Origin of the sequence: Enterobacter sp. T2 (assembly GCF_010692925.1) — a bacterium.
Lineage (GTDB): Bacteria > Pseudomonadota > Gammaproteobacteria > Enterobacterales > Enterobacteriaceae > Enterobacter > Enterobacter kobei.
Genome location: NZ_CP048736.1, coordinates 4,505,104 through 4,522,066, shown reverse-complemented (window position 1 = coordinate 4,522,066; position 16,963 = coordinate 4,505,104). Strand labels below are relative to the sequence as shown.

Annotated in this window: 14 protein-coding genes; 8 read left to right on the top strand and 6 right to left on the bottom strand. The window is 50.4% G+C overall.

Annotated features, from left to right (window positions below; genetic code table 11):
* The first annotated feature begins 150 nt into the window (after positions 1-150).
* Entirely contained in the window at positions 151-1,977 is a 1,827-nt protein-coding gene (locus tag G0034_RS21685; RefSeq protein ID WP_045268714.1) for an AAA family ATPase, read from the top strand.
* A 166-nt stretch (positions 1,978-2,143) separates the two neighbouring features.
* On the opposite strand, the gene copM is transcribed toward G0034_RS21685, so the two are convergent.
* From copM to silR, 4 genes are all read right to left on the bottom strand, one after another.
* On the bottom strand, positions 2,144-2,494 hold the full coding sequence (gene copM / locus G0034_RS21680) for a CopM family metallochaperone (RefSeq protein ID WP_008786877.1): 351 nt from the start codon (positions 2,492-2,494) through the stop codon (positions 2,144-2,146).
* A 147-nt stretch (positions 2,495-2,641) separates the two neighbouring features.
* Positions 2,642-3,073, bottom strand: coding sequence for a silver-binding protein SilE (gene silE, locus G0034_RS21675; RefSeq protein WP_023165800.1), 432 nt, complete (start codon positions 3,071-3,073; stop codon positions 2,642-2,644).
* Between the two features lie 250 nt (positions 3,074-3,323).
* On the bottom strand, positions 3,324-4,799 hold the full coding sequence (gene silS / locus G0034_RS21670) for a copper/silver sensor histidine kinase SilS (RefSeq protein WP_023331519.1): 1,476 nt from the start codon (positions 4,797-4,799) through the stop codon (positions 3,324-3,326).
* Entirely contained in the window at positions 4,792-5,472 is a 681-nt protein-coding gene (silR, locus tag G0034_RS21665) for a copper/silver response regulator transcription factor SilR (protein WP_023331518.1), read from the bottom strand. The genes silS and silR overlap by 8 nt, the downstream gene beginning before the upstream one ends.
* A 189-nt stretch (positions 5,473-5,661) precedes the next feature.
* On the opposite strand from silR, the gene silC reads away from it, so the two are divergent.
* The 7 genes from silC (at position 5,662) to G0034_RS21630 (ending at position 15,331) form a co-directional block, all read left to right on the top strand.
* The gene (gene silC, locus G0034_RS21660; protein ID WP_023331517.1) at positions 5,662-7,047 is read left to right on the top strand and encodes a Cu(+)/Ag(+) efflux RND transporter outer membrane channel SilC; all 1,386 of its coding nucleotides are present in this window, start codon (positions 5,662-5,664) and stop codon (positions 7,045-7,047) included.
* Positions 7,048-7,075: 28 nt separating this feature from the next.
* Complete coding sequence (gene cusF, locus G0034_RS21655) at positions 7,076-7,429, top strand: cation efflux system protein CusF (RefSeq protein WP_001246153.1); 354 nt, start codon at positions 7,076-7,078, stop codon at positions 7,427-7,429.
* Between the two features lie 113 nt (positions 7,430-7,542).
* Positions 7,543-8,835, top strand: a complete 1,293-nt coding sequence (silB, locus tag G0034_RS21650) for a Cu(+)/Ag(+) efflux RND transporter periplasmic adaptor subunit SilB (RefSeq protein ID WP_013087116.1) — start codon at positions 7,543-7,545, stop codon at positions 8,833-8,835.
* A gap of 10 nt (positions 8,836-8,845) precedes the next feature.
* The gene (gene silA, locus G0034_RS21645) at positions 8,846-11,992 is read left to right on the top strand and encodes a Cu(+)/Ag(+) efflux RND transporter permease subunit SilA (RefSeq protein WP_044865875.1); all 3,147 of its coding nucleotides are present in this window, start codon (positions 8,846-8,848) and stop codon (positions 11,990-11,992) included.
* An 86-nt stretch (positions 11,993-12,078) separates the two neighbouring features.
* Positions 12,079-12,519 (top strand): DUF411 domain-containing protein, encoded by a 441-nt coding sequence (locus G0034_RS21640; RefSeq protein ID WP_000758228.1) that lies wholly within the window; start codon positions 12,079-12,081, stop codon positions 12,517-12,519.
* A 126-nt stretch (positions 12,520-12,645) separates the two neighbouring features.
* A complete protein-coding gene (gene silP, locus G0034_RS21635; protein WP_044865872.1) occupies positions 12,646-15,093 on the top strand; it encodes an Ag(+)-translocating P-type ATPase SilP in 2,448 nt (815 codons plus the stop codon).
* Positions 15,094-15,133: 40 nt separating this feature from the next.
* Positions 15,134-15,331 (top strand): DUF2933 domain-containing protein, encoded by a 198-nt coding sequence (locus G0034_RS21630; RefSeq protein ID WP_000843494.1) that lies wholly within the window; start codon positions 15,134-15,136, stop codon positions 15,329-15,331.
* Positions 15,332-15,364: 33 nt separating this feature from the next.
* On the opposite strand, the gene G0034_RS21625 is transcribed toward G0034_RS21630, so the two are convergent.
* Positions 15,365-16,102 (bottom strand): peptidoglycan DD-metalloendopeptidase family protein, encoded by a 738-nt coding sequence (locus G0034_RS21625; RefSeq protein ID WP_044865871.1) that lies wholly within the window; start codon positions 16,100-16,102, stop codon positions 15,365-15,367.
* A 288-nt stretch (positions 16,103-16,390) separates the two neighbouring features.
* Positions 16,391-16,840 carry a PcoE/SilE family metal-binding protein gene (locus G0034_RS21620; RefSeq protein WP_045268715.1) on the bottom strand — a complete coding sequence of 150 codons (450 nt, stop codon included), beginning with the start codon at positions 16,838-16,840 and terminating at the stop codon, positions 16,391-16,393.
* Positions 16,841-16,963 lie beyond the last annotated feature (123 nt).

Here is a 16,963-nt window from a genome sequence, read left to right as displayed (position 1 = left end):
AGTAAAGTTCAGAAAGCGCGACCAGATCATAATCCAGAAATGTCGTTAAGATATTCTCAATAACGGTTATCCCTGCATGCTGGCAGGCATTTGAAAATATATTTTGTATTCAGGTTGCAGCAAAACGCTTTCTTACACACAGGACTTCATATGCGGCTCAAAAAATTAAAACTGAAAAACTTCAGAGGCTACAGAAACTCTACTGAAATCATTATTGATGAAGGCATGACGGGCATTGTTGGTCGTAATGACTTTGGGAAATCAACGCTTCTGGAAGCGCTGGCTATTTTTTTTGAAACAGAAGGAATGAAGGCTGACAAGAATGACATGAACTGTTTCAGCCTGAGAGAAGGGGAGGGCCGTTTTGAAATAGCCTGTGAATTCGATGATCTGCCCGATTTTATCATGATCGACGACAGGGTGCAGACCACGCTCGCCTCAGAACATCTGCTGAATGAAGACGGCAATTTTGAAATCGTCAAAACGTTTAAAGCAACGACCTCAGGAAAACCGGAGCAGACCTGCATCCGCTGCATCCACCCGGATGAGGAGCCCCTGAGAAATTTACTGGGCATGAAAATTTCCGAACTCAAGGCGGTGGGAAAAGAAGTTGAAAAAAATGTGGCGGATAAACGCACCGCATCGTTATGGCGTCAGGCCATCAGGGAAGCCGCCGCTCCCTATACCTGTTCGGAAATGTTGCTGGATGTCGATAAAGAGTTTGGAACCGACACAAAATCATTATGGGGTAAGATCCTCGATTTGCTGCCCACGTATGCGATTTTCAAAGCCGACAGGGAAAGCAGCGACGGGGATTCAGAAGCTAAAAACCCCTTACAGCAGGCCGTAAAAGACGCTCAGGCGGCGCTGCAGGACAAAATTACAGCGCTGGAAAATGAGATCCAGGACAGCGTACTGGATGTCGCACAGAGAACGCTGGATAAATTACGTGAAATGGCCCCCGAACTCGCCAGTGAACTGACTCCACGATTTAAGGAAAAACCCAAGTGGACCTTCAATTTCACCCTGGACGGGGAAAATGGCATCCCCATCAATAAGCGCGGCAGCGGGATAAGGAGGCTTATCCTGTTGAATTTTTTCCGGGCTGAGGCTGAAAAGAATGTCGCGGGGACGCCCAGAAACATGATTTATGCCATCGAAGAGCCTGAAACGTCACAGCATCCAAACTATCAGATGATGCTGATGAAAGCGTTGCTGGCACTGGCAGGCCAGCCGCACCGTCAGATTATCGTCACCACCCATGTCCCGGCGCTGGCCGGATTGATCCCTGTCGAAGGTGTACGTTATGTCACCCGAAATGAGGCGGGTGAACCCGTAGTAAAAATGCCGGATGACGCTGTGCTGAAGGAAGCCACTGAAAGCCTGGGGGTGCTACCAGAGACCGGTATGGAAAGGGCGAAGGGGATTGTTCTGGTAGAGGGAAAGTCGGATGTCACTTTCCTGAGGCATGCGGCCAGTTCATTAAAACAGTCAGGTGTGCTGCCAGCCTCTCTGGAGGACGTGAAAATAGTGCCAGTCCTCATAGGAGGGTGTGGCAGCGTCAAACACTGGGTTACATTGAATCTGGCCAACGATCTGGGGCTTCCCTGGTGCGTTTTTCTGGACTCCGATATTGGGGGAGACCCTGCACAGGTTATGTCCATTCAGAAACGTAAAAGAGAAGTGGAGGATGCCGGTAAGGTATTCTTCGCCACGCGTAAACGTGAAATAGAGAACTATCTCTGCCCGGATCTGATCGAAGAAATGACCGGTGTAGCCGTCACGTTTACGGACACCTGTGATGCTAAAAAAATAATTGGCCGGGCGGTGGGAATGAAGCCCGATAATGTGCTTGATAAATTCTGGCCCCGGATGACAGCGGAAAGAATCATCTCAAGATCAACCTATCATGACGGAATGCAGGAAAGGATTGAGCTGGTTGAGATCCTGAGCGATATTGTTGCCATGACGAGATAATGTGTAAAAATTATCGCTGCTGCATATATTCCGGTCCACAGCAAAGGACCGGAGTATAGTATATAAAAAACCCGAAATTAATCGGGTTTTAATTATTTAACGTTTAACAGGCTCCCGTGCCCGGGAGTGAATTAAAATTACGCTTATTATGGCGTTTTTGCAATCTTTATTTTTGACTGCCAAGCCATTTATTCATCTGCTCGATTTCACCTTTCTGAGCTTTAATGATGTCCTGCGCAAGCTTTCTCATTTCGGGATCTTTTCCGTATTTAAGTTCGGTCTCAGCCATTGCTATTGCTCCTTCATGGTGTGCGATCATACCTTTTGCAAAGGCCTTATCGGGATCGGGCTCATTAACGGCGGCCATCATTTTGTCATGCATGTCTTTCATGCCAGCCATATATTCCTGTGACGATGCCGATGAGTGCATATCTGACATTTTCATTTCCGAATGTTCAGCAGAAATGGCTGGCAGGGATAACATTAATATTACAAAAAGGGTGTTTTTGATTTTCATTTAATAAATCCTTTTCAGGTAGGTACCGGTTAATTGTAGCTGAGTCAGATAAAAAAGCCCCCTGACGGGGGCAAAAATCTCACAACATATCCGGTTAAGGAATAATCTATCAAGGAAAGGGTAAAAGCACGGATACTACAGTCGCATTCAGCCTGCATTGATCATGCGGCGGTGCGCTTCGGCCATGGCCTGATGTGGGCCGGATTGCCCGTTATTCATGAATTCATGGGCAACCGCTGCTCTTTCATGCTCATTCATCGCCGTGTAAGATGTTGACGGGACGGTCGTGGATACTGTGTTATTTCCCATCATCTTCTGATGACTTTCCACCATTTTCTGGTGCGCATCCGCCGAGCCGTTCGTCATGGTTTCATGAGCAATAATGGCCTGTTCATGCTGGTCCATACCGGTCATACGAGGAGCAGTCCCCTGGATCCCGACAGGAGCCGCAGCAGACTGCATCTGGTGAGCAGGAGCCTGTGCATTGTTGACGCGATCATGGATATTCACGGTTTCAGTGGCCCAGGACGATGTAATTAAACCAAAGCCCAGCAAAGATGCTAATACGATATTTTTCATGATAACTCTCCATTTCTGAATTAGTGATGTCCGGGGAAGTACAACCGGTGTTTTCAGTTCCATAACTGAAACAGGTTCGGCAGCGTTTATTTCTCCGGGAGAAGGCTGGATATTCATTTCCTGGCGTACTCTGACGCCGGGTATTGATGAAGCAATCCAGCCTTCCTGATAAGTTGCACTAATTATATCGAATGGCTTCTGTTTGCTGCATGACAGGCTAATGACATCTTTGTCATTTAAATCTTTATTCTCAGCATTGGATTTCCGGGATCATTTTCTCCAGTCTGGGCACGGATAAGATAAAACGCGTGGAGCGTACGTCCGATTCCACCCGCACTCTTCCGTGATGTGCTTCCACGATTGACTTTACAATCGCAAGGCCGATGCCGCTGCCTTCTCCTTTTCGTTGTCTGGACGGATCCACCCGATAAAAACGGTCAAAAAGCCTTAATAAATGTTCTTCAGGGATTGGTTTCCCCGGATTTTCAATCACAAGGTCAAAAAAACTCTCCTGCTCTCTTATTGAGACGGTGATGGCCTGTCCCTCCGGGGTATAACGCAGGGCATTGGATAACAGATTATTGATCGCTCTTCTGAACATTTGTGGATCTCCCTCAACCAGGCAGGGCATTCCGTTAAATTTGAGCGTGATATTGCGTTCTTCGGCCCAGGCTTCGAAAAACTCGAAGACTTTCATGACTTCTGCTCTGAGGTCAAACCGGACCCTGTCAGGTATCAGCTGATTATTGTCCGCCTGCGCCAGAAACAGCATGTCGCTGACCATTTTGGTCATCCGGTTATACTCTTCAAGACTGGAGTAGAGGACATCCTCAAGTTCCTTCTGGGTTCGATCCTGACTCAGTGCGATTTCAGTCTGCGTCACCAGATTGGTGATGGGCGTTCTGATCTCGTGCGCGATATCGGCAGAGAAATTGGCCTGGCGGGTAAAGACATCCTCAATCTTTCCAATCATATGATTGAACGAGATAACCAGCTGCTCCAGCTCAATGGGAACGCGTGTCGGTTCCAGCCGCGCATCAAGATTCTCGGAGGTGATGTTTTTAATGGCATTGCTGACATTACGAAGGGGCAGGTGCCCCTGACGGACAGCGATGCGAATGATCAGAACAATCAGCAGGCTTATCACGACGGCGATCGCAATCAGATTTTTTTTCAGCGCATCGAGGTAATGGAGATGGAAATTAATGGAGAGGCCAGTCAGCATGACATAGTTCTGCTGTTTGCCCTGAAATATCGCCTGGCCAGAGGAGGCGATAATCCGGTATGTTTCCATCTTCATTTCAGACCCGGTATCCATCGGTCTCGCAGGATCCTCCACCGTCCAGAGAAAGACATCCCGTGCGCGGCTGTGCTCGCTAAAATCTGCGGAATTCACGGCCGGGCGTAGTGCCGCCCCCTGCGCTGAACTAAAGAGCACTTCCCCCCTGGGATTGAGGAGCAAAAGGGCAACGTTGCGGTAGCTGGCAATCGACTCCTTTATTTTGCTTACTTTTTTTTCATCCGGATCCACCGGGGACTGCAGTATACGGTTCAGGGTAGTGCTGATTTGTTGAAGATCGCTGACATCCTGCTCGGCAAAATGATTTTCAACAGAATGCAGCATAAACCAGGTGAAGGCGATAAAAGCCAGTATCGTGGACAGGCTGATAAAAAAGGTCAGCCGCAGGGCGAGTGAGAAAGGGCGCCTGGAAGGTTTGCTATGCATCCGGGGCCTCCAGCATATAGCCCACGCCCCGGACAGTCTGGATCAGCTTTGTCCCGTAATCGTTGTCTATTTTAGCGCGGAGTCGCTTTACGGCGACATCAATCGCGTTAGTGTCGCTGTCAAAATTCATGTCCCAGACCTGAGAGGCAATCAGGGAGCGGGGAAGAACCTCGCCCTGATGCCGAATGAAAAATTCCAGCAGGCTGAACTCTTTACTGGTGAGCACAATGCGGTTTCCGGCGCGACTGACTTTTCTGGATACGAGATCCATCGAGAGATCAGCCACCTTCAACTGGCTTTCCGTGATCATCGTGTTTCCCCGCCTCAGAAGGGTTCTCACCCGGGCCAGCAGTTCGGCAAACGCAAAGGGTTTAACCAGATAATCGTCCGCACCCAGTTCCAGTCCTTTGACCCTGTGTTCGATCGTGCCGAGGGCCGTCAGCAGTAAGACCGGCATACCCTTTCCGGCAGTGCGCAGCATGCGGATGATATCCCAGCCGTTCACATCAGGCAGCATGATGTCCAGAATGACTAAATCATACTCGGCTGTCATGGCGAGATGATATCCGGTAAGACCATTATCAGCGTGATCCACTACGAACCCTGCCTCTGTAAGCCCTTTGCTGAGATATTCACCTGTTTTAATTTCGTCTTCGACGATCAATATTTTCATCTTGCTCCCCGGCTGGCTGCTAAGGTCATTCTATTGCGCCCACGATCGTTATCAACGGATTACAGCAAAAATGACAACATTGTCATTATCCTGTCACCCGCCAAACAGAGAGCGTTCGGTAAAGTACCCCTATCAATACTCTGGACTTCATTTGAACCATTTACCAGGTCTGCCTGGACGAGAAGCGTTATGTTCAAATTAAAATTACTCAGCATTAGCACGATATTCATCCTGGCCGGTTGTGTCTCTCTGGCTCCTGAATATCAGCGCCCGGCAGCACCGGTACCCCAGCAGTTTTCACTGTCCCGAAACAGCCTGACGCCAGCAGTGAATGGTTATCAGGATACGGGCTGGCGTAACTTTTTTGTCGATCCCCAGGTTACACGGCTGATTACTGAAGCCCTGAATAATAACCGTGATTTGAGAATGGCTGCCCTGAAGGTTGAAGAGGCCCGGGCCCAGTTCAACGTCACGGATGCAGATCGTTATCCCCAGTTGAATGCCTCATCCGGGATCACATACAGCGGTGGCCTGAAAGGCGACAAGCCGACCACACAGGAGTACGACGCGGGTCTGGAACTCAGCTATGAGCTCGATTTTTTCGGCAAACTTAAGAACATGAGTGACGCTGATCGCCAGAACTACTTTGCCAGCGAAGAAGCCCGTCGGGCCGTACACATCCTGCTGGTATCCAACGTTTCACAAAGCTATTTCAGCCAGCAACTGGCGTACGAACAACTCCGTATTGCGCGGGAAACGCTGAAAAATTATCAACAGTCCTATGCTTTCGTTGAGCAGCAGCTCGTGACCGGGAGTACGAACGTTCTGGCGCTTGAACAGGCGAGAGGACAAATCGAAAGTACCCGCGCCGAAATAGCCAAACGAGAAGGCGATCTGGCTCAGGCAAACAATGCCCTGCAACTGGTGCTGGGAACGTACCGCGCACTTCCGTCAGAAAAAGGGATGAAAGGCGGGGAGATAGCACCAGTAAAATTGCCACCAAATCTGTCTTCACAAATTTTGCTGCAGCGACCGGATATTATGGAAGCGGAATATCAGCTGAAAGCGGCTGATGCCAATATTGGCGCAGCGCGAGCGGCCTTTTTCCCCTCCATTACCCTGACCAGTGGTCTTTCCGCAAGCAGTACGGAGCTGTCCAGCCTGTTTACGTCAGGAAGTGGAATGTGGAATTTTATCCCTAAAATTGAAATTCCTATATTTAATGCTGGCAGGAATAAAGCCAATCTGAAGCTGGCTGAAATTCGCCAGCAACAGTCGGTGGTTAATTACGAACAAAAAATTCAGTCAGCCTTTAAGGATGTTTCCGACACGCTTGCGCTGCGCGACAGCCTTAGCCAGCAACTTGAGTCACAGCAGCGTTATCTTGATTCACTTCAGATAACTCTCCAGCGTGCCAGAGGATTGTATGCAAGTGGTGCTGTCAGTTACATCGAAGTGCTGGATGCAGAACGTTCCCTCTTCGCTACGCAGCAAACCATTCTCGATCTTACCTATTCCCGACAGGTTAACGAAATTAATCTGTTTACCGCGCTGGGTGGCGGTTGGGTAGAGTAAATTTATTTAATTAATCAGGAAATTAAAAATGCGTAATTCACTTAAAGCCGTTTTATTTGGTGCCTTCTCTGTCATGTTCTCTGCCGGTCTTCATGCTGAAACACATCAGCATGGCGATATGAATGCTGCCAGTGATGCTTCGGTACAGCAGGTTATCAAGGGCACCGGTGTCGTTAAAGACATTGATATGAATAGTAAAAAAATCACCATTTCGCACGAAGCAATCCCTGCGGTGGGCTGGCCTGCAATGACCATGCGCTTCACTTTTGTTAATGCAGACGACGCTATCAATGCCCTGAAAACCGGCAACCATGTCGATTTCTCGTTTATTCAGCAGGGCAATATCTCCTTACTCAAAAGCATTAACGTGACGCAATCCTGATTAACAGTCCGGAGCGAATACATCCAGTGCGCCTGAACATTCATTAAGGGATTACTGTGAATGAATGATCGGGCGCATATGCCAGGTGTTTTGATTTTTCAGCGAGAAATTGTATGGCTTCTTTAAAGATAAAATATGCTGCAATAATTATCAGCAGCCTCATAGCAGGAGGGCTGATATCGGTTACTGCCTGGCAGTATGTAAACTCATCACAAAAAACAGTACAAACAGAACAAAAGGCACCGGAGAAAAAGGTACTTTTCTGGTATGACCCGATGAAACCGGATACCAAATTTGATAAACCCGGAAAATCGCCCTTTATGGATATGGACCTGGTGCCAAAATATGCTGATGAAAGTGGCGATAAAAGCAGTGGCGGGATCCGTATCGACCCAACCCAGGTTCAGAATCTGGGATTAAAAACGCAAAAAGTCACGCGAGGAATGCTGAATTATTCTCAGACAATCCCGGCTAATGTCAGTTACAACGAGTATCAGTTTGTCATTGTGCAGGCGCGTTCTGACGGTTTCGTCGAAAAAGTGTATCCCCTGACGATTGGCGATCATGTGAAGAAAGGCACGCCGCTTATCGATATCACCATTCCTGAATGGGTTGAGGCACAAAGTGAGTTCCTGCTGTTATCCGGTACAGGCGGTACGCCAACCCAGATAAAAGGGGTTCTGGAGCGACTTCGTCTGGCTGGTATGCCGGAAGAGGATATTCAAAGGCTGCGTACAACCCGCACCATCCAGACCCGTTTTACCATTAAAGCACCTATTGATGGCGTCATTACTGCATTTGACCTGCGCACCGGCATGAATATTTCGAAAGATAAGGTGGTGGCTCAGATTCAGGGAATGGACCCGGTCTGGATCAGCGCTGCAGTGCCAGAATCTATCGCCTATCTGCTGAAAGATACGTCGCAGTTTGAAATTTCGGTACCGGCTTATCCGGATAAAACATTCCATGTCGAAAAATGGAACATTCTTCCCAGCGTGGATCAGACAACCCGTACGCTTCAGGTCCGTCTCCAGGTTTCTAATAAGGATGAGTTTCTCAAGCCGGGCATGAATGCCTATCTGAAACTGAATACCAGGAGCCAGGAGATGCTGCTGATACCAAGCCAGGCCGTTATCGATACCGGCAAAGAACAGCGCGTGATTACTGTTGATGATGAAGGCAAGTTTGTGCCGAAACAGATCCACGTTCTGCATGAGTCACAGCAACAGTCCGGCATCGGCTCCGGCCTGAATGAAGGCGATACCGTGGTGGTCAGTGGCCTGTTCCTCATTGACTCTGAAGCCAATATTACGGGCGCACTGGAACGTATGCGCCACCCTGAAAAAACAGAAAGCAGTATGCCAGCAATGTCTGACCAGCCTGTAAATATGCATTCAGGGCACTGAGGAGACGACGATGATTGAATGGATTATCCGGCGCTCTGTCGCCAACCGTTTCCTGGTCATGATGGGGGCCCTGTTTCTCAGCATCTGGGGCACATGGACGATTATTAACACGCCTGTCGATGCCTTGCCTGACCTGTCAGATGTGCAGGTCATTATCAAAACCAGCTATCCCGGCCAGGCCCCGCAGATTGTAGAAAACCAGGTCACCTATCCACTTACCACCACCATGCTGTCCGTGCCTGGCGCAAAAACCGTGCGTGGTTTTTCACAGTTCGGTGATTCGTATGTGTATGTCATTTTTGAAGACGGCACCGATCTGTACTGGGCCCGTTCCCGCGTGCTGGAGTACCTGAACCAGGTACAGGGAAAACTGCCCGCCGGTGTGAGTTCTGAAATCGGTCCGGACGCCACGGGGGTGGGCTGGATATTTGAATATGCCCTTGTCGATCGCAGCGGAAAACACGACCTTTCAGAACTGCGTTCTCTGCAGGACTGGTTCCTGAAATTTGAGCTGAAAACCATCCCGAACGTGGCTGAGGTCGCTTCGGTTGGCGGCGTGGTGAAACAGTACCAGATTCAGGTCAATCCGGTAAAACTGTCTCAGTATGGTATCAGCCTGCCCGAAGTGAAACAGGCCCTTGAATCGTCTAACCAGGAGGCCGGTGGCTCATCCGTTGAAATGGCCGAAGCTGAGTATATGGTCCGTGCCAGCGGTTATCTTCAGAGCATTGATGATTTTAATAACATCGTCCTGAAAACAGGCGAGAACGGCGTGCCGGTTTATCTGCGGGATGTTGCCCGCGTGCAGACCGGGCCTGAAATGCGGCGTGGTATTGCCGAGCTGAACGGCCAGGGCGAAGTCGCTGGCGGCGTGGTGATCCTGCGGTCGGGTAAAAATGCACGCGACGTTATCACGGCAGTGAGGGATAAACTTGAGACGCTGAAGGCCAGCCTGCCGGAAGGCGTTGAAATCGTGACCACCTACGATCGCAGCCAGCTCATCGACCGGGCGATTGATAACCTCAGTTCCAAACTTCTGGAAGAGTTTATCGTGGTGGCCATCGTCTGTGCCCTGTTCCTGTGGCACGTACGTTCTGCCCTGGTGGCGATTATCTCTCTGCCGCTTGGTCTGTGTATCGCCTTTATCGTCATGCACTTCCAGGGACTGAACGCCAATATCATGTCGCTGGGAGGGATAGCGATTGCCGTCGGTGCGATGGTGGATGCCGCCATTGTGATGATTGAGAATGCGCATAAGCGGCTTGAGGAGTGGGATCATCAGCATCCGGGTGAGCAGATTGACAACGCCACCCGCTGGAAGGTGATTACCGATGCCTCCGTTGAAGTGGGACCCGCACTGTTTATCAGCCTGCTGATCATCACCCTGTCCTTTATTCCTATCTTTACCCTGGAAGGTCAGGAAGGACGTCTGTTTGGCCCGCTGGCATTCACGAAAACGTACTCCATGGCGGGCGCGGCCGCGCTGGCCATCATCGTCATTCCGATTCTGATGGGATTCTGGATCCGGGGGAAAATTCCTGCAGAGACCAGTAACCCCCTGAACCGGGTACTGATCAAAGCGTATCATCCATTGCTGTTGCGGGTTCTCCACTGGCCAAAAACAACCCTGCTGGTTGCGGCCTTGTCCATTTTCACCGTTATCTGGCCGCTGAGCCAGGTGGGCGGTGAGTTTCTGCCGAAGATTAACGAGGGCGACCTGTTGTATATGCCGTCGACCCTGCCGGGTGTCTCTCCGGCTGAAGCTGCAGCGCTCCTGCAGACGACGGACAAGTTAATCAAAAGCGTTCCTGAAGTGGCCTCTGTATTTGGCAAGACCGGTAAAGCAGAGACCGCCACGGATTCCGCACCGCTCGAAATGGTTGAAACCACGATCCAGCTCAAACCTGAGGATCAGTGGCGTCCAGGCATGACGATTGACAAGATTATTGAAGAACTCGACAGGACCGTCCGTTTACCGGGGCTGGCAAACCTCTGGGTGCCGCCAATCCGTAACCGTATTGATATGCTCTCAACCGGGATCAAAAGCCCGATAGGTATCAAAGTGTCCGGGACTGTTCTGTCGGATATCGACGCGACGGCGCAGAGTATCGAGGCGGTAACCAAAACGGTACCGGGTGTGGTGTCTGTCCTGGCTGAGCGACTGGAAGGTGGACGTTACATTGATGTGGACATTAACCGGGAAAAAGCTTCCCGGTACGGGATGACAGTAGGTGATGTCCAGCTGTTCGTCTCATCAGCCATCGGCGGTGCGACGGTAGGGGAAACGGTGGAAGGCGTGGCCCGGTACCCTATTAACATTCGTTACCCACAGGATTACCGCAACAGTCCGCAGGCGCTGAAACAGATGCCGATCCTGACCCCGATGAAGCAGCAGATCACACTGGGCGATGTTGCCGATATTAAAGTCGTTTCCGGACCAACCATGCTGAAAACCGAAAATGCCCGGCCAGCCAGCTGGATTTATGTTGATGCCCGCGGCAGGGACATGGTGTCAGTGGTTAACGATATTAAGACGGTCATCAGCGAGAAAGTGAAACTGAGACCGGGGACCAGTGTGGCATTCTCAGGACAGTTTGAATTACTCGAGCACGCCAACAAGAAATTAAAACTGATGGTACCGATGACGGTGATGATCATTTTCATCCTGTTATATCTGGCATTTCGCCGTGTTGACGAAGCCCTGCTGATTCTGATGAGTCTGCCGTTTGCGTTGATTGGCGGGATATGGTTCCTGTACTGGCAGGGCTTCCATATGTCTGTGGCGACCGGAACCGGATTTATCGCCCTGGCCGGGGTGGCAGCAGAGTTTGGCGTGGTCATGCTGATGTATCTGCGTCATGCCATTGAAGCGCACCCGGAATTGTCCCGTAAAGAGACGTTCACACCGGAAGGCCTTGATGAAGCCCTCTATCATGGTGCCGTACTGCGTGTCCGGCCGAAAGCCATGACCGTGGCGGTGATCATTGCGGGTCTGCTGCCAATACTCTGGGGAACCGGTGCAGGTTCAGAAGTCATGAGCCGTATCGCGGCACCCATGATTGGTGGGATGATCACGGCTCCGCTGCTGTCCCTGTTCATTATTCCTGCCGCCTACAAATTAATCTGGCTGCGCAGACATAAAAAAAGCGTGTCCTGAACCTGAAAGGGCACCCCCTGTGGGTGTCCTTCTTTACTGATTCACCCTGACGTCAGGGTTTAAATCGATAATATACAGAGGTGAGTATGAAAAAAGTGGTTCTGATGGCGCTGGCTCTCGGCCTTTCACTGCCCGCGATGGCGAGTGAAAAAGTGATTGATATGTACAAATCTGAAAACTGTGGCTGTTGTTCCCTGTGGGGCAAAGCGATGGAAAAAGACGGGTTTGAAGTACGAACTCACGTCATGAATGATCAGGCGCTGTCAGCCCTGAAAGAAAAGCATGCTATTCCTGCAGGACTGCGAAGTTGTCATACCGCGGTTGCCGGTAATTTGATCATTGAAGGCCATGTGCCTGCGACAACGATACATAAGGCAATGCAGTCTGGTTCAGGTATATACGGTCTCGCCACCCCCGGTATGCCAGCAGGAAGTCCTGGAATGGAGATGGGAGCCCGAAAAGAGGCTTACGATGTTATCGCATTCTCACCGGATGGAAGTAAAAAAGTCTTCCAGCGAATCGAATAGTCAGCGGAACGGCTGATAACGGGACGCCGGCAGCAGGCACTCTTATGCCGGCGGCATTCGTGGTAATCGCATCCATGACATACCCTGAAGACAGAAGATGCTTCGGTATGCATAAGGAGAGTTACTGTGAAAAATGACAATGCAGTGCAACACAACAACCAGACTGCTTCTGAGCAGACATTATCCCCGGACGAGAGCCACGTATTGCATAAGGTGAGAGATCCCGTGTGCGGGATGGCCATCCTGCCCGACAGGGCGCACAGCAGCATTCGATACCAGGACCATCAACTTTATTTCTGCTCCGCCAGCTGTGAGAGTAAATTTAAAGCCCATCCCGATCGTTATCTTACCGAAGATGCCAGTGAACATTCCCATCACCATCACCACGATCATCACGAAGTCAGCCCTGATCAGATAAAACAGCCTCACCACCAGGCGGAGAAAGAGAATTCTGAAGGTGTGTGGACATGTCCGATGCACCCGGAGATACGCCGCAGTGGTCCCGGAAGCTGTCCTGTCTGTGGAATGGCACTGGAGCCGCTCGTAGCTACGGCATCCACGGGGCCAAGTGATGAACTTCGCGACATGACAAGACGCTTCTGGCTGGGGTTGTTGCTGGCGTTTCCGGTTCTGGTACTCGAAATGGGATCTCATCTGTTTCCCGCCTTGAGGAATACAGTACCGCCACAGTACAACACATGGCTGCAGCTGCTTCTGGCCTCTCCTGTCGTGTTGTGGTGTGGCTGGCCATTCTTCGCCCGGGCCGGAATGTCGTTACGTAACCGCTCCCTGAATATGTTTACCCTTGTTGCAATGGGCACCGGCGTAGCCTGGGTGTACAGCGTCATTGCAACCGTCTTCCCCTCCTGGTTTCCTGCATCGTTCAGAAACATGGATGGCCTGGTGGCCGTTTATTTTGAAGCCGCAGCAGTTATTACGGTGCTTGTTCTGCTGGGACAGGTTCTTGAGCTGCGGGCACGGGAACAAACCTCAGGTGCCATTACTGCACTACTGAATCTTGCCCCCAAAACCGCCAGGCGGCTGGATCATGACGGTCATGAAACGGATATTAATGCGGAAGATGTTCTGCCTGGCGATAAGCTCCGCATCAGACCTGGAGAGAGTATTCCGGTCGACGGTATTGTGATCGAAGGCAAAACAACCGTTGATGAATCGATGGTGACCGGGGAATCTATGCCGGTTACCAAAACGGAGGGTGACCCTGTCATCGGGGGGACCATTAATCAGACAGGGAGTCTCATCATCCGTGCAGAGAAAGTCGGTGATGAAACAATGCTCTCACGAATTGTTCAGATGGTCGCTGATGCACAGCGTTCGCGTGCCCCCATCCAGAGAATGGCTGACAGCGTTTCAGGCTGGTTTGTTCCTCTGGTGATACTTATCGCGGTTGTTGCTTTCGTGATCTGGTCTGTCTGGGGGCCCGAGCCCAGGATGGCGCACGGTCTCATTGCGGCTGTGTCGGTCCTGATTATTGCCTGTCCCTGCGCGCTGGGGCTGGCCACGCCGATGTCGATAATGGTGGGGGTGGGCAAAGGAGCCCAGGCCGGGGTGTTAATCAGGAATGCCGAAGCCCTTGAGCGTCTTGAAAAAGTGGACACGCTGGTTGTCGACAAAACAGGCACGCTCACGGAAGGTTCGCCTACGGTGACAGGGATTATCAGTCTCAATCCGGGTGGGGAAACATCTCTTTTGCGTGTAACAGCCGCAGTGGAAAAAGGCTCGCAGCATCCGCTGGGTATGGCAGTAGTTAAAGCAGCACAGGAAAAGGGGATCGCAATACCCGCAGTCACTCATTTCGATGCACCGTCGGGTAAAGGTGTCTCAGGCGATGTCGAAGGTCAACGGGTTGTTATTGGTAATGAACTGGCTATGCAGGAAAACAGTATCGTTATTGATAATCAAAAGGCCGTTGCGGATACGTTGCGGATGGAAGGCGCTACCGTTATCTATGTGGCCACAGACGGGGACCTTGCAGGCCTGATAGCTATCTCGGATCCCGTGAAAACAACCACGCCGGATGCGCTTAAAGCTTTGCGTCAGGCGGGGATCCGCATTGTTATGCTCACCGGGGATAACCAGCTTACTGCTGAAGCAGTCGCACGGAAACTGGGAATAGATGAGGTTGAAGCCGGAATTCTGCCGGATGGCAAAAAAGCAGTGATAACCCGACTGAAAGCGTCTGGCCATGTGGTTGCGATGGCCGGAGACGGTGTGAATGATGCCCCGGCGCTGGCAGCGGCTGACGTGGGTATAGCCATGGGAACGGGTACAGATGTGGCAATTGAAAGTGCCGGAGTCACCCTTCTCAAAGGCGACTTGATGATACTGAACAGGGCCCGTCATCTGTCAGAGATCACCATGAAAAATATCCGTCAGAATCTGTTTTTTGCATTTATCTACAACGCACTTGGCGTGCCTGTGGCTGCAGGTCTGCTTTATCCTGTGTATGGAATACTGCTGTCGCCAGTTATTGCGGCGGCGGCCATGGCTCTTTCCTCCGTCAGCGTCATTGTGAATGCGTTGCGTCTGAAAAGTGTCAGGCTCGGGAAATAACACTGAGTGAAGGGTCAGTTACGAACAGAAGGAGTCCAGTATGAAAAGTACCACCTATGCGCTTATTGCTGTCGCCGCGATCGCGGCATTTGCTCTCCTGCGCGAACACTGGTCACATGTGGCAGGTTACTGGCCATATCTGTTATTGCTGGTCTGCCCGCTAATGCATCTTTTCCACGGCCACGGAGGGCATGGAGATCATCAACATCACGGAAGTGAAAACGATAAAAAAAATTAATCCGGCAGACGGGGCCGCGTCGCGGTCCCGTTATCAGTCCAGGTATCGTTCGTAGTCTCTGGCATGCGCAAAGGCATGCTGTTCGAGTTTGTTATCAGCGGGTGCCGCTGCCCGGAACGCCAGAGAGTTAACAGAGTTGTTATTGATGACCAGCTCGTAATGCAGATGAGGACCGGATGAACGTCCGCTGTTACCGGATAACGCAATAGCACCTCCCCGTGTAACCCTGGCCCCTTTAGTAACGAGTATTTTATTGAGGTGGAGATAGCGAGTTTTAACACCGGCTTTTCCCGTTACTTCAACAAAATATCCCATGGTACTGTTGTATTCGGCCCGGGTGATTTTTCCGTCGATGACGCTGACTATTTTCGTGTTCATGGGCATGGAATAATCAATGCCATTATGGGGACTCACTTTTCCCGATACCGGGTTAAGTCTTGCAGGATTGAAAGGCGAACTGAGTCTTGCTGTGGCCGGTAACGGATAATCGAGACTGCCTTTCCCGGAAGTATCGGAAAGGTTATAGAACTTTTTATCTGATATACGATACGCCGTGTAATTAAATGAACCGGACGTAAATTTATAGGCCACGACACGTGATTTTCCCGCTTTCTTTTGCAGTACGAGTTTTAATGATTCATTTTTTTTCAAATGCCGCAGATTAAACCGGGAAGGCAAGGAGCGCTGAAGAGTAGCGATCTCGTTCGATTCCAGCCCCGAGCGGGTGGCTGAAAGGTAGGCATTTTCTTTTACGACATCGGTAGAATACATTTACTGGAATTCGCCGTTAGCATGAACACTGCGGCGTATGCTAGGGGTTTTCAGGAGGCGTGTCATCTGTCAGTTAATCGGGAGCACCGTTGATGGTCGTCATTTTTGTAACATATCTTGTTTCCCGTTTGCTCCTGAAGCTCTGGGAACTGTATGACCAGCCCGACGGTGATGATTAACGGGACTGAAACAGGTTACGGCAGAGCAATATGGGGCTCATGTCCTGCTACGTAACCCGTCAGTAAAGCCCTGCTGCGCACCTGACGCTAAGCACTAACCCGCCTGCAGTTACCTGGTCGAATACAGCCCGCGAAGCTTTCTTGCCTGCGTCTGATGTGCTTCCGCACCGGCATTATTGACCTGCTCATGCACGAGAGTGGCTTTTTCTCCGGCATTCAGTTCGTTAAAAGAAGAAGACGAGGTCTTTGAATTTGCATCACTGCCGGACAGCATTTTTTTATGTTCCTCAATCATTTTCTGATGCGCATAGGACGCGCTGTTGTTCATAAATGAATGAGCAACAATGGCCCTTTCATGTTCATTCATTTCAGAGAATGAGGGCGTGTTGTTTTTATTAACCCTGTCCGGTAAGTTTTCATGCGTCGAGGAATTCACATGACTGACGGCTGAGGCATTATTAACAAATCGATGTGCTTCATGGGCAATATCACTGGACTGAGCAAAAGCTGCCCCACAAAATAAAGCTGTAAACGCAGTGGTCGTGATTAATATATTCATGTGTAATTACCTTCTGAGGTACATAAAAGATGTCCTTATGATCATATATAAAAATAATCAACCTGTGGGGAAGATGACGTAAATGTAATACAGCTATGTACATTACACGATTGTAATGAATTT